Origin of the sequence: Flavobacterium cryoconiti, from assembly GCF_048158645.1 — a bacterium.
Taxonomy (GTDB): Bacteria; Bacteroidota; Bacteroidia; order Flavobacteriales; family Flavobacteriaceae; genus Flavobacterium; species Flavobacterium cryoconiti.
The window spans coordinates 95,845-118,786 of sequence record NZ_JBLNKW010000003.1; the positions used below are offsets into that span (position 1 = coordinate 95,845).

The 22,942-nt window shown below is 33.8% G+C and carries 14 protein-coding genes; 5 read left to right on the plus strand and 9 right to left on the minus strand.

Going from position 1 to position 22,942, the window contains the following annotated elements:
* Positions 1 to 266: 266 nt before the first annotated feature.
* The 3 genes from ACM55H_RS05560 to ACM55H_RS05570 all read right to left on the minus strand — a co-directional run bounded on the left by ACM55H_RS05560 (position 267) and on the right by ACM55H_RS05570 (position 7,587).
* Positions 267 to 4,322: a glycosyl hydrolase gene (locus ACM55H_RS05560; protein ID WP_416835562.1), complete on the minus strand. Its 4,056-nt coding sequence runs from the start codon at positions 4,320 to 4,322 to the stop codon at positions 267 to 269.
* Between the two features lie 141 nt (positions 4,323 to 4,463).
* A complete protein-coding gene (locus tag ACM55H_RS05565; RefSeq protein WP_416835563.1) occupies positions 4,464 to 5,894 on the minus strand; it encodes a hypothetical protein in 1,431 nt (476 codons plus the stop codon).
* Between the two features lie 199 nt (positions 5,895 to 6,093).
* Positions 6,094 to 7,587, minus strand: a complete 1,494-nt coding sequence (locus ACM55H_RS05570; RefSeq protein WP_416835564.1) for a hypothetical protein — start codon at positions 7,585 to 7,587, stop codon at positions 6,094 to 6,096.
* A gap of 210 nt (positions 7,588 to 7,797) precedes the next feature.
* Here ACM55H_RS05570 and ACM55H_RS05575 point away from each other — a divergent pair, with 210 nt between their 5' ends.
* Positions 7,798 to 8,694: an AraC family transcriptional regulator gene (locus tag ACM55H_RS05575; RefSeq protein ID WP_416835565.1), complete on the plus strand. Its 897-nt coding sequence runs from the start codon at positions 7,798 to 7,800 to the stop codon at positions 8,692 to 8,694.
* Positions 8,695 to 8,853: 159 nt separating this feature from the next.
* On the opposite strand, the gene ACM55H_RS05580 is transcribed toward ACM55H_RS05575, so the two are convergent.
* The 4 genes from ACM55H_RS05580 to ACM55H_RS05595 all read right to left on the minus strand — a co-directional run bounded on the left by ACM55H_RS05580 (position 8,854) and on the right by ACM55H_RS05595 (position 16,336).
* Positions 8,854 to 12,201 (minus strand): glycosyl hydrolase, encoded by a 3,348-nt coding sequence (locus ACM55H_RS05580; protein WP_416835566.1) that lies wholly within the window; start codon positions 12,199 to 12,201, stop codon positions 8,854 to 8,856.
* Positions 12,202 to 12,597: 396 nt separating this feature from the next.
* Entirely contained in the window at positions 12,598 to 13,488 is an 891-nt protein-coding gene (locus ACM55H_RS05585) for a LysR family transcriptional regulator (protein ID WP_416835567.1), read from the minus strand.
* Between the two features lie 10 nt (positions 13,489 to 13,498).
* A complete protein-coding gene (locus ACM55H_RS05590) occupies positions 13,499 to 14,530 on the minus strand; it encodes a GntR family transcriptional regulator (RefSeq protein WP_416835568.1) in 1,032 nt (343 codons plus the stop codon).
* Between the two features lie 357 nt (positions 14,531 to 14,887).
* A complete protein-coding gene (locus ACM55H_RS05595) occupies positions 14,888 to 16,336 on the minus strand; it encodes an amino acid permease (protein WP_416835569.1) in 1,449 nt (482 codons plus the stop codon).
* Positions 16,337 to 16,651: 315 nt separating this feature from the next.
* Between ACM55H_RS05595 and ACM55H_RS05600 the strand changes: the two genes are divergently transcribed.
* The 3 genes from ACM55H_RS05600 (at position 16,652) to ACM55H_RS05610 (ending at position 19,344) form a co-directional block, all read left to right on the plus strand.
* Entirely contained in the window at positions 16,652 to 17,434 is a 783-nt protein-coding gene (locus tag ACM55H_RS05600) for an RMD1 family protein (RefSeq protein ID WP_416835570.1), read from the plus strand.
* A 196-nt stretch (positions 17,435 to 17,630) separates the two neighbouring features.
* On the plus strand, positions 17,631 to 18,611 hold the full coding sequence (gene rhuM, locus ACM55H_RS05605; RefSeq protein ID WP_416835571.1) for a RhuM family protein: 981 nt from the start codon (positions 17,631 to 17,633) through the stop codon (positions 18,609 to 18,611).
* Between the two features lie 22 nt (positions 18,612 to 18,633).
* Positions 18,634 to 19,344: a DUF4339 domain-containing protein gene (locus ACM55H_RS05610; protein ID WP_416835572.1), complete on the plus strand. Its 711-nt coding sequence runs from the start codon at positions 18,634 to 18,636 to the stop codon at positions 19,342 to 19,344.
* Between the two features lie 97 nt (positions 19,345 to 19,441).
* Here ACM55H_RS05610 and ACM55H_RS05615 read toward each other — a convergent pair whose 3' ends face one another.
* Positions 19,442 to 20,017, minus strand: a complete 576-nt coding sequence (locus tag ACM55H_RS05615; RefSeq protein WP_416835573.1) for a DNA polymerase ligase N-terminal domain-containing protein — start codon at positions 20,015 to 20,017, stop codon at positions 19,442 to 19,444.
* Positions 20,018 to 20,117: 100 nt separating this feature from the next.
* The gene (locus ACM55H_RS05620; RefSeq protein WP_416835574.1) at positions 20,118 to 20,480 is read right to left on the minus strand and encodes a hypothetical protein; all 363 of its coding nucleotides are present in this window, start codon (positions 20,478 to 20,480) and stop codon (positions 20,118 to 20,120) included.
* Positions 20,481 to 20,820: 340 nt separating this feature from the next.
* Here ACM55H_RS05620 and ACM55H_RS05625 point away from each other — a divergent pair, with 340 nt between their 5' ends.
* Positions 20,821 to 22,923, plus strand: a complete 2,103-nt coding sequence (locus tag ACM55H_RS05625; protein WP_416835575.1) for a M3 family metallopeptidase — start codon at positions 20,821 to 20,823, stop codon at positions 22,921 to 22,923.
* Positions 22,924 to 22,942 lie beyond the last annotated feature (19 nt).

Genomic DNA, 22,942 nt, shown 5'->3' on the forward strand with positions numbered 1-22,942 from the left:
GATATTATATAATTTAAACACTACAAATCCTAATTAAAACACATAAAGAGGGAAGTTTGTGTGTTTTTAGAATTTAAATATATATGTATAAAAATATATTTTTGTTTAAGTAATAATGGCATAAGATTTTAAAGACGAAATGTTAAAATAATATTCTTAAAAAAAACCAACAAAACTGTTACAACTAATAAAAACAAAAAAGAGATGAAATCAAAATTTTCGTTTTGATTTCACCTCTTGTGAGTTTAGTTTTAAAAAATTATATTTTAAACGGTCTTCATAATTCCAGTTCTAATTACTACTGGTCCTATCAATCCAGATTCTAATAACGGAGAATCTTTCGTATGATGTTTCCAAGTCGTAAAAGTGACACGACCATCATCTGGCTTTGGTTTTCCTTCTTTATACCAGTCTGGCAGTGTTTCAATAGCACCAGTGGTTAGGACTGCAAAATTATCTCCTTTGTCAGCAGTCTTGAATTTATTACTATCTTCAACAAAATCATCGCCGATTAGTCGATTTGGCCAAAGATTCGTAACCTTTACTTCTAGATTATTTACCCCAGATTTTATAGCATCTGTAATATCAACCAAATAGGGACGGCTCCAAAGAATACCTAAATTTTTACCATTCACAATTACCTCAGCTAATACTTCAACCCTTCCTAAATCAAGAAAAAATCGCTTCTCTCTTGAAACTTCATTTGAAGGTATACTAAATGCATTTTTATAAATTGCAGTACCTGAAAAATATTTTACACCATCTATCGAATGGTTGTGAAGAGAACTTAGTTTAGGTAACGAAATTTTTTCAGGAGCTCCCATTTTTGAAGGAAAGTAAACATCCCAAACTCCTGAAATTGTATGAGCAGTCCCGATACCTGAAATCGAAACCTCAGATTTTTTGTTTACGTTATTTGTAAGCTGATACCTTCCATTTTCCCAAAATAATAAGCCTGAATTTACTTGGTTTGTAGGTTCAACAATTCTATTCCATTTAGAACTTGTATTTGGTAAAACAGAAGCTAATTCTTTTATTTTATTTTCGTTTAAATCTTCGGTAAATAATTGTGGTGTTGTCATATCACCGTTATAATATTGTCCGCCTTCATTTAAATAGGATTCTCCTATGCCTGGATGAATATTTTTACCCTGTTGAACTCCTTTATTAATCATAACTCCATTCACATAAACTGTAGGAATTCCATCTTTATAAACAAGGGCTAAATGACTCCAACCAGAAATACTTACTGGCGCAGCAAGAACCATAACTGGATTCTCACTACCATGTTCCCATACTGCAACTCCGTTTCTACCTACCGTTAATCCAACTGTTGCGTGGCCTTCACCATAAAGATTCTTACCAGAAGTTGGATAAATAGCATGATAATCGGTCCAGGGATCTTTAACATATTCCATGTAATTCTTAGTCCCCAACATAATATCTAGTTCCGGTTTTACCCAAAAACTAATTGTAAAATTATCCGTAACTTCTTTGTACAATTTACGTTGTACGAATGGGAATGCGGATGTTCCTAAAACCTCAACATTTTCTTTACTAACAGATACTATACTATCACCTGCTGGTTTCGAACGAAATATTAAAAATATAGAACCATACGGATCTAATGTTAATGGTACTCGAATGCCCCCATCAATAAATTGATAAACAGAAAGAGCCGTTATCGTTCCCGTTTTTGCATCCCATAATTCGGGAATTCTACCATTTACTCGTAATGTACAAACAATCTCTTCTGTCGTTCTTCTTTGGTTTGCTATAAAATAAACTTGAGAATCATCAATTACACGATGAATGTAAATTATAGGAGCATCACCACTTTGAGACGATACTTCAAAATCAGGATTTAAATTAACTATTTCTAAAATCTGTTTTATGGATTGACCCCAAAAAACGCGTCCTTTTCCAACAATATGGTCTATTGTTTCCTCTCCTTTCTTACCCCAAATTGTATCACAAACATTTTGAAATTCATCCTCTATTCCATTATAATCACGAAGTCCCGGCGTTCTTTCAGGTCTTGCTCCTACCATAATCATTCCTTGGTTTACTAAATCAAGAATCGTATTTAAAAATGGCAATGTTATTGTTTTATAGTCCTGTAATACAAACAATTGATAATTCATCCCATCAGGCAATACAATCCTGCTGTTTACTATTTTTACTCGCTTTTTAATAGTTTCAGCATTTATCAAATCATAATCATATCCAAAAGGAGGAATAGGATTTAATGCTTCCCGATTTACAGTAGTATAAACACCCGCATCTTCACCTGAGAAATAAATTAAATCCGCTACTAAAAGACCTTGTTGCAATAAGGCTTGGCAACGCCATAAATAACCCAACCATGCTTTACCTTGTTCCCACCAAGTGTTAGTTCGGTCAAAATGAATCCCCCAAGGTCCCATTGTCATCCCTGGAAATGCTGTTGGATGAGGTTGATGTGCAAACCGGTGTATAATCATTCTGTTTACCCCTTGCGTAAAAGCTTTGTCACCAACTGCTTTCATGTGAAAAGGATATTCCTGCCAGCGTGCAGAACCCGGCTCGGAAGTAAATGATTCTGCGCCAACGATGCTTTGACCATTTACGTGAGCCACTGAAGCGGCCAATTTAATTGTTCTTCGCATCGTTTGATTATTCTGAAAAATCGCAGAAAGCCCGTTCCAGAATTCACCCATATTAGAATCGGCACGGGAACCAATTTGCATTTCTTCCATTGGGCCACGATCGTAGGGCTGTATAAAAGAAATTATTCCGTTATTATTGCACAATTCATCAAATCTCCCATAATAATTATCCGCAATCATATCTCCTTGCGTACGTCTAAAATCCCAAAGAAACCTTTCGGTAGTATCTACACTGTCAACAATTCTACCTGTGATTGCAGGGAGATATTTTAAAAGGCTGTAACCATTGTTTTTTTCAAATGATGTTTCAAATCCCGGTGTCCAGTTTTGCATTCCTACTTCAAAACTGTCAATTTCCAGCCCCATTTTTCCTGTTTTTACCATTGGTCCAATTACAGGTAACAAAATGTCCATCATTTTACTGAAATGAAAATCAATTGCCTTTTTACTGTACTTATCACATTCGAGACCAATTCCTGAATCTGGTGCAGCTCTGTTCACTTCACCATTTGTAGTATGACCAATACGAAGAATCGTCCATTTTCCTTGTGGTGCTTTCCAATTTAAAATACCGTCATCTGATACATTGGTAGTGATATCAATTACCTTATCACTAGGAATCATGTTTATTCCTGGGTCATTAATAGCTCGTTTTCCTGTTCCATTATAAACAAAATTGGCTCGTTTTTCCCAGTCTGTAAACTTCTTTAATCCAGAGAAATTGATTTGTCCGTAACTTCTTGCCTCCGTGGTTCTTAATCGAAAATATTTTCCACTGATAGCAGGAAATTCAGCAGCAATCATGTGAGCACTGCCTTTTGGCGCAAGCGGATCGTCACTACCTGATTTAATTTCAGTAACTAAGCTAAAAATCAAACCATCCTCTGAAACTTCAAGTAAAATAGGTTCTTCTGCTTTCGTGCTAGAAGAATCATAACCTACAGAAGCAGTTAAAAATGAAATGTAACCCGCTTCATAAGAATTGTTAAATTCAAATAATAACCAAGCTTCATTTTTTATTGGTTTTATAATTACAGACTCACTATTGCCTGTTAATTTTTTTAAATCAATAGTTCCTTTAGCATCACTGACTTTTTTTACCAGTTCTTCAATAGCTCCTTCTCCTTGCAAGGATGGGTAAGCAATCACTGCCACATCCTTATAATAATCTAATTTATGAGAAGGCTTTGGCAACAGTTTATTAATTGTTTTTCCTCCCGAAACATACGATTCACTCCAAGTAACTACTTGCATTGAAATATCCGGAGTTATCCATGGACCACCACTGGAAGACCAACCCGGGCAGTTATGCATAGTATATGCCATGCCTAAACGTTCCGCTTCAGCTATAGCAAACTTTTTCATATCAACCCAATCATCACTCAAATATTCCAAGGGTCCTTTAGGAATACCTGTACCGGCATCAAAGTTAAAAACCCCTCCTATCCCTACTCTTTTCATGGCTTCAAGATCCATAGTAATCCCTTGCTTTGTTACTTGACCATTCATCCAAAACCACATGGTATAAGGTCTTGCAGCAGCAGGTGGATTGATGAAACTATTTTCAAGACCAGAAATAAACTGCGGAGTAAAAGCATGCACTATACCTGTAGGGGTTATGAGTGTAATTAGCCCAGCAGAACCACTTAATTTAAGAAAATCACGACGTTTCATATTCACTTGATTTTATTTCAAAGAAGGTATGCTTCACATAATCTTTCTTTGATTTTTTTAATATATTTTTATTAAACCTTTTATTTTAGCAATGAAATCTACACAACAATTACTTTATATTCCTAATAAAATCTTATATAATTAACATACTTTCACTACTTCCATATTCAATAATTGTCCTAATTTTTCAATTTTTGAACTAATATGACCTACCCCTACTGCACAATGGTGTGCAGGACCATGGCTATTCCAATCGTTAACAAATTTTCGCGCTCCGATTGAAAATTTATAACGGCTGTTCGTATTCCCGATTTGTAATATAGGGCCCGCTACAGATTCTCCTTCAGCAACTAGCAAAAGTAATTTTCCATTATCCGATTCTACTACTGAAAGTAACGTCACTGGACCATTCTTAACAGACATTTCAACAGACAAACCACTACCCACTTTTCCATGATAAACACCTAGTGGACGAACTTTCGTTTTTCCTTCGGCAATTGCAATGTGACCTGGACCATCGTGTCCCATCAGTACTACATCCGCTGCAAAATCCATAGCATAATATTCCGTAAAAGATCCTCCGGCACCAAAACCATCCATAATTTTCATGGCTTGCGCATTTTTTATTTCATATTCACCTGCAACAGGAATACCATTGGCTGTTAATAATGAATTTCCCAAAATAATGGAAGCAATTGCATTTTCGTTTTCAATATTGCCTGTGCCTTTATAATAATAGGCCATCGAGCCCAACTGATGTTCTTCAACCAACTTATCTAATGCCACCGAAGTAATCGCAGAATTTAGTAAGTCCGCTGCGGAACAATCTGATTGAACGTCAAAAGTCTGTTGGAATAACGCAACTCTTTGTTGCGCTTCTTCTTCTGTAACATTTTTTCTATGTGAGACTAATTCTTCCACTTCCAATAATTCAATATGACCACCAAAATGAGCATATTGTTGCGTCAAATCAGTATAAATATCTAACATTCCGCTGTAGTAGTGTCCCATACACCCCATACGATTGTAAAACATGGTATGCGCTACTTTAGCTGCTTCTACCCATTGAATAATTTCATTCCAACATTCTGGGTCATTATCCAACATCCCCGTTATTTGATGAAACTTAACCCCTGTTCTTTTGAATACATTAGCAATTTCAGGAACTGGGCAGGCAGAGCAATATGCTAGCCATTCTCCAGTCATTTTAGTACGGTCAGTCATCGCATTAAAAGAGGTAAAATCTATAGCTGCTTCCGGCACCAAATTAAGGATGATTACTGGGACTTTTGCACGTTGCACAACTGGTAAAACAGTTGAAGATAAAGCATACGTAGTGACATATAAAAAAATAATGTCTACATCTTCTGTCTTAAATAATTTACCCGCATCAAATGCCTTGTCTATAGTGTCTACCAACCCTGCATTAACAACATTTGGGTTTATTTCTTCCAGCTTATTTTGTACTTGTAAAACATACCCCTCCAAACGTTCTTTTAATCCATCAAACTGCGGCCAATACGTATCCAGTCCAATACCAAAAAGGCCTATTTTCATTCCGTTATTTTTCATTACTATTTATTCATTATAATTACTTCGTTTCTATTTTTAGAATTCAATGTTATTTAGATTAGAACTAAAAATTTAATAACAAATCAATTATTCTTCAATTAAATAGATCTAATTGGAGAATAATTGATTTTAAGAATTTATGACTGCCCATTAATTCTTTTACAATTAAAGGAATCAAATCTAATGCATCAAAAACTACTTATTTTACCTCTATAACTGCTACAGAAAATGGTTTAAGCGTAACTTTGTTATCCATTAACTGAGACTCTGCTGGTGGATTTTCACCGGTAGTCAAATCTACATAATGCACTACCCCCCCTTTTGCTTCAACTGGCAGGATAATTTGCGTTTCCTTATTTATCTTATTAATAAGTAAAATTCTTTTTCCTCTTTTTGTAATAATAGCCTGTGAAGTTATTGACTCTCCTAACATCCCTTTTCCGGTAAAAGAAGTAGTAACCAATTTATCACCAGGACCAAAATTATCTACAAGCAATTTCAGTACCCAATACCTTGCATTTGGTTTTCCGTTTTCCCAATTCATCATACTTACATCTGGAAACTGAGTAGGATAACCAACTAATTGAGACTCCCCAGCTACATCAATTCCAATCTTTGTTAATTCGAGAAAAATATGGGCATACATAGCACCCGCCAAATTCCAATACCCATCTGCTATTGGTCCTGATTCCATTGGTGAGCGTAGAATAACACCTATTTCATTAATCATCGTAAAGGTATTTGGGGCAAGACGTTTTCTTATACTTTCTACATAGCGCACTTTATTCAAAAAGGCATCTGCTTTATCAAAAAATGTATATTGATATTCATTTATTGATTGTCCTTCCACTGAAGGCATAGAATAATGATGATAAGAAATACCTTCTAAAGGAACGCCTGGTTTATGATTTTTTGGATTTAGAAAATATTCAAAATATTCTGGATTATTTGTTTGTGCTACTGAAATACCTACAAATTTTGTTTCAGGAGAAACCTTCTTAAGCTCAGTAACAATAGCGTCATACATTTTAGTGTATAACTGTGGTGAAATACTATGCTCAAAGTCTGGTTCATTTAATACTTCCCAATGCGATATTTTGTAAAAATGTCCTGACTTGTGAAATACACCCAACTCATCAGTAAATCCTCCTTTAGTATACCAACTCAATAATCTGGCAAAATAACCAGACAACTCCTTCATACTTGGGTCCCTAAGTTCTATCCCTTGATTATAATTCCAAGAGGTTTGATATGGATCTTCCGGATATTTTACTTCTGAACTAGTTTTCCACATCCAAGCTGGAGTAGTACTGAAATTAATCACTACAGGATGTCCTTTCGTCGCTTCCATGATTGATTCCATAGTGCTATCCAAAAGTGAAAAATCCCAAAAAGTTTTATCTTTTGTTGGTGGCTTTAATTCTGCTACAGCCATTTTAGGATAAGGAAACCACGGAACATAACGAACATAATCAGCACCCAAATCTTTTAATGCTTTAAAGGTTTGCTCATGTATTGGCGATCCTTTGCGAACCATTGGATTTTCTACTACCTGTAAAGTAGGAGTAGTTTTAGTTATTGACACTGTCTTGTTCCAATCAACTTTTACAGAATCGATTTTATCTTGCGCATAACTACTGATACAAATCAGCGTTAGAGAACATACGGCTATTATTCCCGATTTTTTTTTCATCAGTTTAATTTATTATGGATTAATTTTAAATATTCTTGATGCTAATTCATTCACTATAGAAATGTGATAATTCAACTTTTGTTAGTCTTTTTTATACATAACACAGTAAATACTTAATTAACTGCACCAAATATATTTATTACAAACACCATGTTTATAAGGCATATTGATATTATGATAGTACTTTTTGATATTTTATTATCTTTGCGTATGGAAAATTATCAAAAGTATTTACCCGTAAGCCCTGATGATCTTAGTTGGGGTCTTTCTGTATTGAATGCCGGAGCCAATAGCATTAAAAAAAATGAACCCTATCCGTCAAAAAATCATCCTTTGCACCATTATTTCAATTGGAATAATGGGCGTGTATTAGACGAGTATCAACTTATCTATATTTCAAAAGGAAGCGGCCATTTTGAATCAGCCTCTTGTAAAAAAATTAAAGTCAGTGAAGGAACTATTATCTTGCTTTTCCCCGGAGAATGGCATCGCTTTAAACCTGATCCAGATACTGGATGGGATGAATTTTGGGTAGGATGTAAAGGTACAATCATCAAAAATATGGAAATCCGGAAATTCATTAATCGCTTTACCCCCGTATTGCAGGTTGGTATGAGTGAACGAATTATATCCCTCTTTTCTGAAATCATTGAAAAAGCAAAAACGGAAAAAATGGGCTATCAGTTTTATATTTCTGGCATGGTACTGCACCTTCTGGGTTTAATTCAGTACAAAGTAAAACAGCTAGACCAAAAACCGAGTGACCATACCGAAAATATTATTACCAAATCACAAGTGATGCTACGCAAAATTGTTGATCAAAATGTCAGAATGGAAAATGTAGCGGAAGAACTAAATGTTAGTTATGCATGGTTTCGCAAAGCTTTTAAAAATTACACTGGTATTTCCCCAAAGCAATATTTACTCCAACTTCGAATCGAACAAGCAAAAATTATGTTATCGGACAATTCGAAACCAGTTAAAGAAATTGCTTTCGAACTTAATTTTGAATCCGCCAGTTTTTTTTCCAAACAATTCAAACAAAAAACCGGTAAGACACCTGCTATGTATCGTATTGTAAGAACAAAAGAAGGATTAACACGTTGATTTAGAATTACCAGCTATATTATAAAAATCAATATTTTATATTTTCAAGAATTATTAAAGTTATAAAACTAAAAAAGGTGAAACCAAACTATATCTTTTGGTTCCACCTTTTTAAAATTAAATTCTAATTATTTCAAATCATTCGAAAGAAATGATTTTTTATTTCACTGATAAAACAGTCACAGTGCTCAATAATCCTGACGGTAACAATGGAGCGTCAGCTTTGTAAAATGGCATAGTAGTATAGGTAATTTTCTTAACTACTCCCGGTTGTGCATCTCCAATAAGTCTATTTACCCAAAGATTCGTCACTTTTATCACCAATGTATTTTTTCCAGGTTTTAAAATACCTGTTGCATCTACTCTGAATGGTTTTTTCCAAACAATTCCTAATGATTTTCCGTTAACGATAACTTCGGCTAGGTTTTTCACCTCTCCAAGGTCAATCCACAATTGTCCTTGATTTTTAAACCAGCTTTTTGGAGCATCAATTGTTTTCGAATAGGTTCCAGTTCCTGAAAAATACTTCACTCCTGCATCTGAATTATCTGTCCAAGAAGTTAACTTATCCGTTGTAATTTCTGAAGGTGCCCCTCTTTCTTTTTGGAAACTCAAATTCCAGTTTCCTTCCACAGCAGCTAATTTAGTTTCGGTTGTTGCAGGTAAAATTTGTGCTGTTGTAGTGGCATTGTCTTTAAAAACAACAAATACAGCGTCATTAGGTACTAAATGCAAAGCAACTTTAGTGCGACCATCTGCAAAAGAATAAGAAGCCGGCTCAGTTTTTCCTGTTTCAGGATGCCAAATTTCTACTGTTTTCCCAGAAACCCTAAAAGTGGCTTCAAGATTTTCAGTTCTGTCATTACGGTTGTTTACCCAATACAATTCCTGCTCCGGTAATTCACGGTGAACATATAATAATTGAGTATCAGCCTGAGGTTTAGCGTATTCAAAATCAGGTTTAACTGCTAAAGCAGCTAACACTTTTTCGATATTTTCACCAGTATATACTTTTCCGTTTCCAATAGATTTCACTGTATTTTCAGCACCCCATAATTCATTTACTACTGTATTAAAGGCAGTCAAATCATCCTTTAAACTTGGCGTCCCAATTGGTTTAGGTCCTACAACAATTGCTCCTGCATTTACTAATTCACTAATTTTATTAGCAACTTTTAAGGTCATTTGTCTGCTATTGGCATCCAATGCCAAAACTTTATAATGCATTCCACTTGGTGTAACAATTTGTCCATTTTTTACAGAAAGTAAATTAAGTAGTGCATCCGCATTAACAAAATCATAATTATAACCCACAGGTATATTCGGTTGTTTTTTACCAAAAAGTGAGGTAATATTATTATCTTCTCCATAATAATAGATGATGTCTGCTACAAATTTCCCTTGTTGAAGTAAATAAGAACTTCTTGCCAAATATTTCGTCCATGCTGTTGCTTGTTCAGCCCAAGTTTCGTGACGGGTAAACCACTGTCCGAATGGTCCAAGACCAAGACCCGGAACGTGCTCATCTGATGGTTGATGTACCGAAGTATGAATTACAAAACGGTTTAATCCACTGGCTAATTCCATATCAGCAGTTGGTTTCAAACGTTCTGGAGAAAAAGCAAAAGAATTTCCAATTGCTGTTAGCGACTCTGCAGCTACCAGATTTTGTCCATAAAGATGTGCCACTGAAGCCGATTCACGAATATCAACATTAAAAGTCTTACCATCTCCTCCTATACTGCCCGGTGTCCACATGGCTCCCATAGGAATATCAGCATTTCGTTTTACTTCCATACCATCTGCAATTAAGGCACGACCACTTTCATGAGATTCAGAATAACGCTTCATACCACGTTCATGTAATAAGGTAGTTAACTGATCATAATGGTATTCAGATAACATTTCACTCAATGTTTTACGATAATCCCATAGAAATTTTTCACTTGCTTCTGAGCTTTTAACAATCTGACCCGTCAATACAGGCATCCAAGGCGCTAAACTATACCCTCTTCGGTTGGCAAACTCAGCCGGCAAATTTTTTGTCCAGTTTTGTGCTCCGGCTTCCCAACTATCCGTAACAATGTATTGCAATCCTCCTTTATCTCCCATCAATCCTCCGGTTGCATTTTGATATTGGTCCAGGTAATTTTCAAAATATGCTTTTATGGCTACCGGATCTAATTTGTCAACTTCAAAACCTGTTGCTTCTGGCGAAGCGGGATGATTGGTAATTCCTAATAAAGAAAAACCAAAACGAACAATTTTCCAATTCCCTGCCGGTGGCGTCCAGTTCAATGTTCCATCAGCATTCAATTTACCTGATAAATCAATTACATTTTCCAATGCAATTCCATCAGTGCTTGGAGTACCATCGATGTCGATATTTGTGACAGGAGCAAAAGCGGCTTTCTCTTCGAATCGATCAATTTTTGTATTGCTATGCAAAACAATCTCTGCAACATCTGTTCCTGGCGAAGGTTTTGGAGCTTCATTTGACCCCATCATCGCTGCAAAACTAAAAATAGGAGGAGGATTTTTAAAAGTAACTCTGAAATATTTTGCAGTTGTCGCTGAAAAATTAATAGTTAGTTGTACCATTCCTCCTGCCGGGATAAAAGTAACTTTTTTGAAATGAACACCATCATCACTAACTTCAAGAGAACGTGTATCCGCTTTATCTCCAAAAAGACCAAAAGGTCCTTTATCTCCTCCTCCTACTACAGTTATTCCTTTGAACGTTTGTGGTTTTTCAAAAGCAAATTGTATCCAAGCACTTTCGTCATTGTTTGTGGAAGGCAGCAAAATAGCTGTTCCTAAGTCTCCATCTGTAAGTTGGTTAATCGTAAAATTCCCTCCACTTGAGGTAATCTTTGGTTTTAAATCGCCTAAATTAATTTCTGCATCCGGTAATTTATATGCCATAAGACTGATGTCTTCATAATAATCAGCTGGAGTTGCTACCGGTTCTCCCATAGGCATTGCTTCAAAGAAAGGAATGTTTTGGAATGGTCCTGTTTTAGTAGGCGCTTTTGGCACAACCCCGGTGAATTTCTTTCCGCCTTTTACACGAATTTCACTCCAAACTAATTTTTTCATTCCATCTTTAGGAGCAACCCATGGTCCGCCACTTTCACTCCATCCCGGTGAACCAGCAATCGCCATTTCCAGTTTTAAGGAATCAGCTAATTTTGTGGTAAACTGAAAAGCATCCTTCCACTGAGGTGTCATATAGGTCAATCTCTTTTCTACAATTTGTGGAGTTGCTAAAGCTGCATCAAAATTCATAAAACCTCCTATACCTATTCTATTCATCCACAAAAGATCTTTGGCTATGCCATCTTTAGAAATATTACCATTCATCCAATGCCACCATACACGGGGCTTTGCAGAATTTGGAGGTGTTGTAAACTCTTTTAATAAGTTATCGCTCTTATTTTGAGCATAACCAGAGCTACAGGCAAGCATCAAAGAAAATGCTGCTATTAATCCCGAATTTTTTTTCATATTTGAAATTTATATAGATTGAAATTTATTTTAATTTTTACAAAAAGAGATATTTAAAAAGTAACCACCATTTGTATTGAAATTTTCCCTTTTTTAATACTGAAAAAATATTCTCTTTTTAAAGAGAAAAATACAATTGCTGTTCTTTTTTGTAAATTAAAGAAATATCAAAAACATAACTGTCCTACTCAATCGTTATCGTAAATTGCTTTTTGATTACTTTTTTTATTATTTCTGATAAAATTTATTTATTGAAAATAGTAAATAAAAAACCAACTCATCTTTAGGAGAAGAGTTGGTTTTAAAATATTTAAATAAAGGCAATTGATGTAAACTAAAGCATATTTAAATCAATCAAATAATTCATTCCGAAGTTTTTATTTGTCAAAAGAATATTTACCAAACATTTTTTATTGTTTGCTGATATTCGTCGTCGAGCGTTTCTTTGTATGACAGTATTTTGGTAACTTCTAAACGGGTATTTTCAGAAAAAACTAATTCTTTAGAAACAATCCCTTCTAAATTTGTTGGATAATAGGATGGAAAAACAGCAATTCCAATTCCTACATGTACTAATCCTACCAATAATTCAACATTAGAAACTTCCTGAACTATATTAGCATCTCTGGAGAAACCTACATTTCTACAATATACTTCTATATCTTCTAAAATTGCGGGACATAAGTCTTTAGTTAACTCAACCCATTTGTCATTACGGAGCTGTTCAATTTTAATTTTTTGGTATTTTGCCAGTGGATGGTTTTTAGGCATAATGACATTAAGAAATTCATTCTGGAAAACCTGATAATCCAAACCTTTAAAAACCAGCGGTAAAGTAGTAATTCCAATATCGACATTTCCTTTAAAAAGCGCTTCTTGTACTGATATCACTGTTGAACACTCTACTATTTTGAAAGTGGTATCAGGAAACTTCAGCTGTAGCTTTTGTAACACGGCAATAACCTCACTAGTGGGAGACATTTTAGGTATGCCCAGTTTCAATTGTTTATTCTTCTCGCTATTGATCTTGGCACTTTTTAGTGTTCGATCCAGTAAATCTATTACACGGCTTACTTCTTTCATTAAGTAAGCACCCGCTTCAGTCAATTCAACTTTTCTATTATTAACCCGTTTTGCTTTGTCAAAAAGTTCAAAACCCAACTCGCTTTCTAATTGTTGAATTTGGTGCGTTAAGGCTGGTTGAGTAATATTTAATTTTTCAGCAGCTTTACCAAAATGCAATTCTTTTGCAACTACCAGAAACGATTTTAATTTACGTAATTCCATTAATATTGTATTATAAAGATCCTCTAAGAATCAGTTCAAACGGATTTTCGATATGTTCTTTCGAAGAATTTAACACCAGTTGTGCCGCAGATTTTCCCATTGTAGCAAAATCAGTTGAAATGGTAGTAAGTCCATTCATGATAAATTTTTTGAGAGGTGTTTCATTATAAGAGATTACCCCAACTTGCTCCCCTACAGTTAAATTCAAGGTGATGATTTTATCCAAAATTTTCACTAAATCTTCTTCCATTAAATTAATATATACTTCTCCCTCATTTACTTCTTCAAGATCCAGATCATGCACAATTTTATAATTAAAAGCATAACTGTAACAAAAATTTTTAAACCCTTTTATAATCTCATCTGGAAAATAACTATTGTCAGGAAAAATTAATTTTATGGTATGGTATTTACTCAAAAGGTCTAAAGCTTTGCTGAGCGCATTGTAAATATCTTCTTCGAAATTCTCGTAAACAGCACCATAATTCCCTGTAATTCCATCTATTTTTTTACCTACGATAATTAATTTTTCTTTTGGAATTTCTTCAATTAACAATTGATATCCCTCTGCTTTTTCAATAAAATGGGGAATGATAACATAATGGGTATATACACTTTTTTGTTGGTTCAATAATTTTTTAAACAAACCATAATCATTATTATAAATATAAAAATCAATAGCAGCTTTTTCTCCCAAAGTCTCTACAAAGGCATCATAAATAATTTTCTTATGTGCACTCAATTTATTAAACATCAGGAATATTTTCAAATCTTGTGAAATATCTGTATTCGCAATAAAGTAGCCTTTTCCATGAAAAGCTTCTAAAATACCCATTTTTCTTAATTTATTATATCCTTTTTCAATCGTAACCCTAGATATTTCGTATTGAAAACTCAATTCATTGATAGACGGCATAGCATCCCCTTTTTTAAGAATACCTTGCTTTATGGCATTCAAAACTGCATTGACTAGCTGCTGGTACTTTGGAGTAGCAGAAAGTTCATCAATTCTGAGGCTATCAATTTTTGACATTTTTTTCATACGAACTTACTTTTTTGTATTTTTAAATCATGATGATTCAAATAAATTTTAAATTATTTGGAATCAAATTTATAAGAAGATTATTTTATTCACCAATGGAATAGTATTTATAATTAAGTAAATATACTTAATTTCTATTTAAAAGATAAACCTTAATGAAGGTCGAAAATTAATACATTTATAATTGAATTCAATAAAATCAATGCGTTTTTTCAAAACATTGGTTTATAAATACACAAAATTCTAATTATAAACTTACAAAAAACATCAATAAATTTTGAGGCTTTGAAGGCTTATTATATTCTTTTTATAAAAAAAATTTCATAAAAAAGCCACTCTTTTCAGAATGGCTTCAAATTATTTTTCTTCTTGTTCTCGTCTGAGTTTACTATTCTTTTTACCGTAAAAAAAGTAGATTACAAACCCAATAGCTAACCATACAATCAATCGCAACCAAGTATCAAAAGGAAGAGAAACCATCATTAACACACAAGTTAGTATTCCTAAAATGGGAACTAAAGGGACAAATGGAGTTTTGAATGGTCGTTCTAAATCAGGTTGTTGCTTACGCAAAATAATAATTCCCAGACAAACCATAACAAATGCTAAAAGCGTTCCTATACTGGTCATCTCTCCCACTATACTAATGGGAACTAAACCTGCAAAAAGACAAATAAAAATACATAAAACAATATTTGATTTGAAAGGTGTGTTGAATTTTGGATGCAAATCAGAGAATATCTTTGGCAATAATCCATCCTTACTCATAGAAAAAAACACTCGTGATTGCCCTAATAAATCGACTAATATTACAGATGTATATCCAATTAAAATAGCCATAATAACTGCTACTGCTAGCCATTTGTAAGGAGTATGTGCAATGGCTACTGCAACTGGCGCTGCACTATTTTTAAATTCAGTATAATTAGCCAGACCTGTCATTACATATCCAAATAATATAAATAAAACAGTACAAACTATTAACGAACCAAGAATTCCAATTGGCATATTGCGCTGCGGATTTTTAGTCTCTTGTGCCATTGTAGCAACAATATCAAATCCAATAAAAACAAAGAAAACAACTCCGGCACCACGCAGCACTCCTGACCAACCAAATTCTCCAAAAACACCGGTGTTCTCAGGAATAAATGGATGATAGTTAGCCACATCTATATATTGCCAGCCTAAACTTATAAAAACCAATACTACACCCACTTTTAGAGTAACAACTACCACATTAAATATAGCCGAACCTTTAGTCCCTCGAATAATTATTGCAGTTATTAAGGCAATAATTAGAATTGAAGGCAAATTAAACCATCCGTTTACTATTGATCCATCAGCTAAGGTAGCTTTTTCAAAAGGAGACATCACCAACTGTGGAGGCAGGTAAATATCAAATTTTTCAAGAAATTTAACTAAATATTGCGACCAACTAATCCCAACGGTAGCTGCACCAACGGAGTATTCAAGTATCAAATCCCATCCTATAATCCAGGCAAATAACTCTCCTAAAGTAGCATACGCATACGTATAAGCACTACCCGAAACCGGTACCATAGAAGCGAACTCAGCATAACATAAAGCACTAAAAGCACAACCTACAGCAGCAACCACAAACGACAAAATTACAGCTGGTCCTGAATTATTTGCCGCAGCAATTCCTGTTAAAGAAAATAAACCTGCACCTATAATGACTCCAACCCCAATTGCCACTAAATTAATAGCTCCTAAACTTCTTTTAAGAGTTCCTTTGCCGCTTTCGGCAGCTTCTAATTTTAATCGTTCAATAGATTTTTTAAGCATAATTTTTCTGTATTTTTAAATATAAAAAAAGCCCTTCATTATAAGAAAGGCTTTACTGATATTATGTTTAGACTGTACCATAAAAACCTTTTCATATTATAAATAATGCTTTGCTACACATTATAGTAAAGAAACGATTGATCATGTTATGTCTTTGCTTTTTATTCATAGTGCAAATGTATTGTGTATTACAATCGATTCCCAAATTATTTCGACATTTTTCCAATTTTCAGCATTCCTTTTTATAAATTAAAATCGTACAAAGACAAATTTAAAATCTGAATTTTACTTAAATTTGTATAAAATAGTTTGATTATGGAAATCAGAATCGAAGCTGTTCAAATTGCGGAATCCTTCAATATGAAGAAATTCCGTGCCGATTTTCGTGCCGAAGCGCATTCGGGTTCCACTTCCGAAGTGTTTTATGCATTCGAGGAAAACCAGCGCTACTTGTATATTTTTGATTATGGCGTAGTGGTCTTTGCCAATTATGATGCGGTTGCCAAAAGTGAATTCGTGAATTTTATAAAAAATTATGCCACAACTTTGGTCGATTTGGATTTATCAGAAGAATACCGCATTGAAACCGAAGAAACACTCCAAAAGGTCATTGTAAAAAACAATTATGTGACCGTTTCCCAAATAGATTCCTCCCTCATGCGAATTGTTATGCTTAATATCGCCCAATCTGTTGCCCTGGAATATTACGAAGTATTGACCGATGATCTCATTACCTCTTCAAAACATTACATTCTGGAATTAGAACAACGTGGTAAACTCAGTATTTCCAAAACTAATTTGCTTAAATATATAGGAAAAGTTCTGAATGTAAAAAACAGTATTGTAGATAACTTATATATTCTTGATGACCCAAATCTCGTTTGGGATAATGAAGAACTCAACCTGCTCAACCGCCATCTTAAAGCTAATTTTGATATCAATACCCGTTTTAAAGACCTCGATTACCGCTTGCAAATTGTAGAAAACAATCTTACGCTGTTTACCGATGTGCTGAACGTGAGAGAAAGCTCCCGACTGGAATGGGTGGTTATCATATTAATTGCACTAGAGATTGCAATTGCGTTATTTTTTCATTAAAAACCTAAAGTCCATTACATCATATTTCTTCTTACTTCACACAATAAAATCTAAAATATTTCTTTGATTCTTTATTCTATAAACAAAGTCCTTTTTGTTATTTTTGTTTTTATTACCATGTAAAAACAAAATCAAGAACACTATTCCGCTAATTGACTACGAAATGGTTGAACGAAAATGATAAATTAGCGGCATAATGAGCGAGATAATTATATACGAAAACACAGACAATCAAATTCAAATTGATGTTCAATTTGAACAAGAGACTTTATGGCTTTCCCAAAAAAAAATGGCTGAACTATTTGATAAAGATAGCGATACTATTGGCTTACACTTAAAAAACATTTATTCAGAAGATGAATTGAATGAAATAGCAACTACCGAGTTTTTCTCGGTAGTTCAAAAAGAAGGTAAACGAAATGTCACAAGAAAAATTAAATTTTATAATCTAGATGCTATAATTTCTGTCGGCTATCGTGTAAACTCAAAACAAGGAACTCAATTTCGTCAATGGGCTACACAACGCTTAAAAGAATATTTAGTCAAAGGGTACTCCATTAATGAAAAACGATTAAAAGAAACCGAGAGCAAATTTCAAGAATTAAAGCAAGCGGTTCATTTACTAGATTCCATTACAAAATCTAAAATAGTAACCGGTGATGAAGCACAAGGTTTATTAAAAGTATTGAGTGACTATGCTTTTGCGTTGGATATTTTAGACCAATACGACCATCAGACATTGAAAGTCGCAACAACGGATACTAAAGAATTATTCAAAATTTCGTATTCCGAAGCGAAGAAAGCCATAGAAGGATTAAAAACTAAATTTGGCGGCTCTAATTTGTTTGGAAATGAAAAAGATGATTCTTTTAAAAGCTCCTTAGAAACAATTTATCAAACCTTTGATGGGATCGATTTATATCCTTCAGTACAAGAAAAAGCGGCACATTTATTGTATTTTGTCACCAAAAATCATTCTTTTTCGGATGGTAATAAAAGAATTGCAGCTTTTCTCTTTGTTTGGTTCCTAGATCGCAATGGATTATTGTATCATGATGCAAGAAAAGTAATTGATGATAATGCTTTGGTAGCAATAACGCTGATGATAGCTGAATCCAAATCTGATGACAAAAACATGATGGTTAAAGTAACAATTAATTTGATTAACAATAAATAAGCACTCCATTAAAATATTATAAATGAAAACCTATTACATTCATAACGGAACTGAAAACAGTGGTCCATTCCTCTTAGACGAATTAAAGTCTAAAAAAATAACAAAAACAACATTAATATGGTTCGAAGGTATGGACGAATGGAAATATGCCGGAGACATCCCTGAATTAAAAATTATTTTGACCGTAGTACCACCGCCTCTAAAAAACATTCCACCTGTCCCAAAAGAGGATGAAATAATAGTAAGTCAAACTATTCTAGGATTAGATAAAAGTATCTTTTCTTTAGCTTGTGGGATTTTAGCTTTAATTATTGCAACCCTAATTTTTAATACTTATCAAGATAACAGAAGTTTAGAATTAGAACAAAAAAATAAACAAACCGAATTTCAAAATCAACAAATTGAACTACAGCAAAAACAAACTGACGAAGAAAAGATACAAATTGCTATTCAAGAAAAAATAGACTCCGACAGATTCTCTAAACAAAAAAAAGACTCAGTAAACAATAGAATTTCAGAAATTAAGGAAATACTCCTTGTTAACAATGCAAATTTGGAAGAGGATCAAAATAAATTAATAGATGCTAAGGATTTTAAATTATTAAGGACCGAAAGCGAAAGGGAAGACCAAATTAACTTGATAGAAAATGATATTATTCATTGGCAAAACGAAATTAAAAAATTAGAAAATGAAGCTGATCGATTGTATTTAAAACTAGAAACAATACACTAATCCTAATTTTAGGAATCAAAAAGAATTTCATAGCAAAGAAAACTCCAAAGCTTCAAAACTTTGGAGTTTCTTTTATTTAAACAACTTTTCAATCAATCTAATTTTCTAAACTCTCTAATGTCATATTCGAAATCACAGACTTATCTTGTTCCAAAATATCTTCATTACTTGCATATTGGTCATTTTTCTTTATCAAAAGCCACGTGTTTTCCTCTTTCGTTTTTAGTTCCACCAATGCAAATTCACCTTTGAGCTTTTTTCCATTAAGAATAAAACTAAGATGCCCTTCTTTCAAATCGGATTTTAATTTTTTTTCAACATTGTCCGTACCTTCTTCATCAGCTAAAGTATAGGTTCCATTATCCCAAATCATAACAGTACCTGCACCATAATTTCCATCAGGAATAATTCCTTCAAAATCCTTGTAATCGTAAGGATGGTCTTCTACCATAATCGCCAGCCTTTTATCCTCAGGATTCATGGATGGTCCTTTGGGTATAACCCAGCTTTTTAATACTCCGTCCATTTCCAACCGAAAATCATAATGCAAATGGGAAGCCGCGTGTTTTTGCATGACGAAAACTAATTCAGTTGTAGATTTTTTAATTGCACCTTCGGGTTCAGTGGTAGCATTAAAATTACGCTTTTGATTGTATTTATTTAAAGATATCATGATAAATAAAATTAGAGTTAAAATAAATCTAAAAAGTATGGAATTGATATATTCATGAAATCAGTCAAAAAGCAAACTAAAAAATTATTTAGATTGGATTTTAACTTTTTCCTGTATTCTCGTCTAAATTGCTGTGATTATCACCGCCAATACTGTAATTATTATTTTCTTCGTCTTCGCTTCCCATATCTTCCTGATCATCATCCAGTTCAGACCCGGGAACGTCTAAATCACTGCCAGATTCGTCTTCCTCAAAATCTTTTTGATTCAATTCCCTGACATTATTAATTTCAACTGGCGCCTTCTTTTTAGTAATATCTTCGGGGTCAATTTCCATTTCTTTGTGGAACTGACTATACATATCTTCGCTTGGTGGATACAAAAGAGAATCCGGCACTTTATTTTTATCTTTATTAACCGGTTTCGTCTTATTTAGATTTGATTTGTCGTCTTTATTTTCCATTTTAATGTTTTATTAAATTGACTTACAGATCACTAAGTTAATCATTTTTAACCAAAAATGTATTTTATAAGTATGAAAAAACATCCACTAATCCTGATTTTATAACGGGAACCTTTGTACATTTTTTTCTAATTTTAAACTTCCTAATCAGTAAATAATTAATTCAAATTAATTGTTGCTTTGGTGAGAATCCATTCTATTTTAAACAAGATTATTTTACTGCTAAATTTCTTAAAATAACATTAAATAACACGCTACAGTTTCCTAATCCAGTTGGATTCTGTTAAATTTACAAAAACTATTTTTTTTATATTTTACAAACAACTACAAAATGGTACCAATGGAAACCCAGGAAAAAGACCAAGATGAAGCAATGAATCCATTTTTTCAATCCTATAATACACCATATAATGTTCCGCCTTTTGATAAAATAAGAAACGAACATTTTAAACCCGCTATTTTAGAAGGCATTAAAATACATCAGACACAAATAGATCAAATTGCAAATAATCCAGAGGTATCAACTTTTGAAAACACCATTCTTGCCATGGAAAATGCAGGGGAATTTCTTTTGAATGTCAATATGGTATTTTCTAATTTGAATGGGGCGAATACCAATGACGAACTTCAAGATATAGCCAAAGAACTTGCTCCAAACTTAGCGGCACACAATGACAATATCTATTTGAACGAAAAATTATTCTTGAAAGTAAAATCACTTTGGAATAAAAAAGAAAAGCTAAATCTGAATGTAGAACAAGCTAAGGTTTTGGATAATCTATACAAAGCATTTGTACGAAGCGGTGCTAATTTAGTTGATTCAGATAAAAATAAACTGAGAAAAATAAACGAGGAACTTTCGCTGACTTGTTTGAAATATGGGCAAAATGTTTTGGCTGAAACCAATACATACAAATTGGTTATTGAAGATATAAACGATTTATCCGGATTACCGCAGGAACTAATTACCGCCGCTTTTGCCGAGGGGAAATCAAAAGGAAACGAGGGAAAATGGGTTTTTACCTTATCTAATTCCAGTGTAATTCCGTTTTTGCAATATAGTGCCAATAGAAATTTAAGACAGCAAATCTGGGAAGCCTATCAAACCCGTGCCAATCATGATGACGATTTTGACAATAAAGAAAATGTCCTGAAACTAGCAAATCTTCGCGGCGAAAAATCAAGGCTTCTTGGTTATGAAACGCATGCCCATTATGTTTTGGAGGAAACTATGGCAAAAACGCCAGAAACTGTTTATAAACTTTTGAATGATTTATGGGAACCTGCTTTAGAAATTGCCAAAACAGAAGCGGCCGATATTCAGGAAATGATGAAAAAAGACGGAATCAATGATTCAGTTCAGCCTTACGATTGGCGATTTTATACTGAAAAAATCCGAAAAGAGCGTTTTGATTTGGATGAGCAGGAATTAAAACCTTATTTCAGTTTAGAGAATGTCAGAAAAGGCGTTTTTCAAGTTACCGAAAACTTATACGGCTTACAATTCAAACCTTTACATGAGGTCCCAAAATACCATGAAGAGGTGGATGTTTGGAAAGTTTCAGAATCCAATGGAACGCATTTAGGCATTTTATATATGGATTTTTTTCCTAGAAATTCAAAACGTGGCGGCGCTTGGATGACCTCCTACAGAACCCAAAAAACAATTGACGGATTTAGACAAGCTCCGGTAATTTCTATTGTTTGCAATTTTTCTAAACCCACAGAAAACGCTCCCGCTTTATTGACTTTTGACGAAGTGACCACTTTTTTCCATGAATTTGGTCACGCTTTACACGGATTATTGTCGAATGTAACGTACCGAAGTTTAGCCGGTACAAATGTTCCAAGAGATTTTGTTGAATTGCCTTCGCAAATTATGGAAAACTGGGCTGTAGAACCTGAAGTTTTAAAAATGTATGCCAAACATTATCAGACAGGAAAAGTCATTCCTGATGATTTAATTAAAAAAATACAAGAATCAAGTACTTTTGATCAGGGTTTTATGACTACGGAGTATCTGGCAGCTTCCTTTTTAGATTTAAAGTACCACACTCAAAAGGCAACAATTACAATAGATGCCAATACTTTTGAGAAAAATGCAATGGACGAAATAGGTTTAATACCTGCAATCATTCCAAGATACAGAAGTACGTATTACAATCATATTTTCTCCGGTGGTTATTCGGCTGGATATTATAGTTATATCTGGTCAGGTGTTTTGGATACGGATGCTTTTGAAGTCTTCAAAACAACCAATCTATTCAATCCTGAAAAAGCCAAATCATTTCGAAAAAACATTTTAGAAAAAGGCGGAACTGAAGAACCTATGGTCTTGTACAAACGTTTCCGTGGAGCTGAGCCTAATGTTGCGCCTTTGTTAAAAAAACGAGGTTTAGACAAAAAAGAAACAACGAAACCCACAAAAAAATCCGAAGGTTAAGTCTTCTAAAAACAAAACA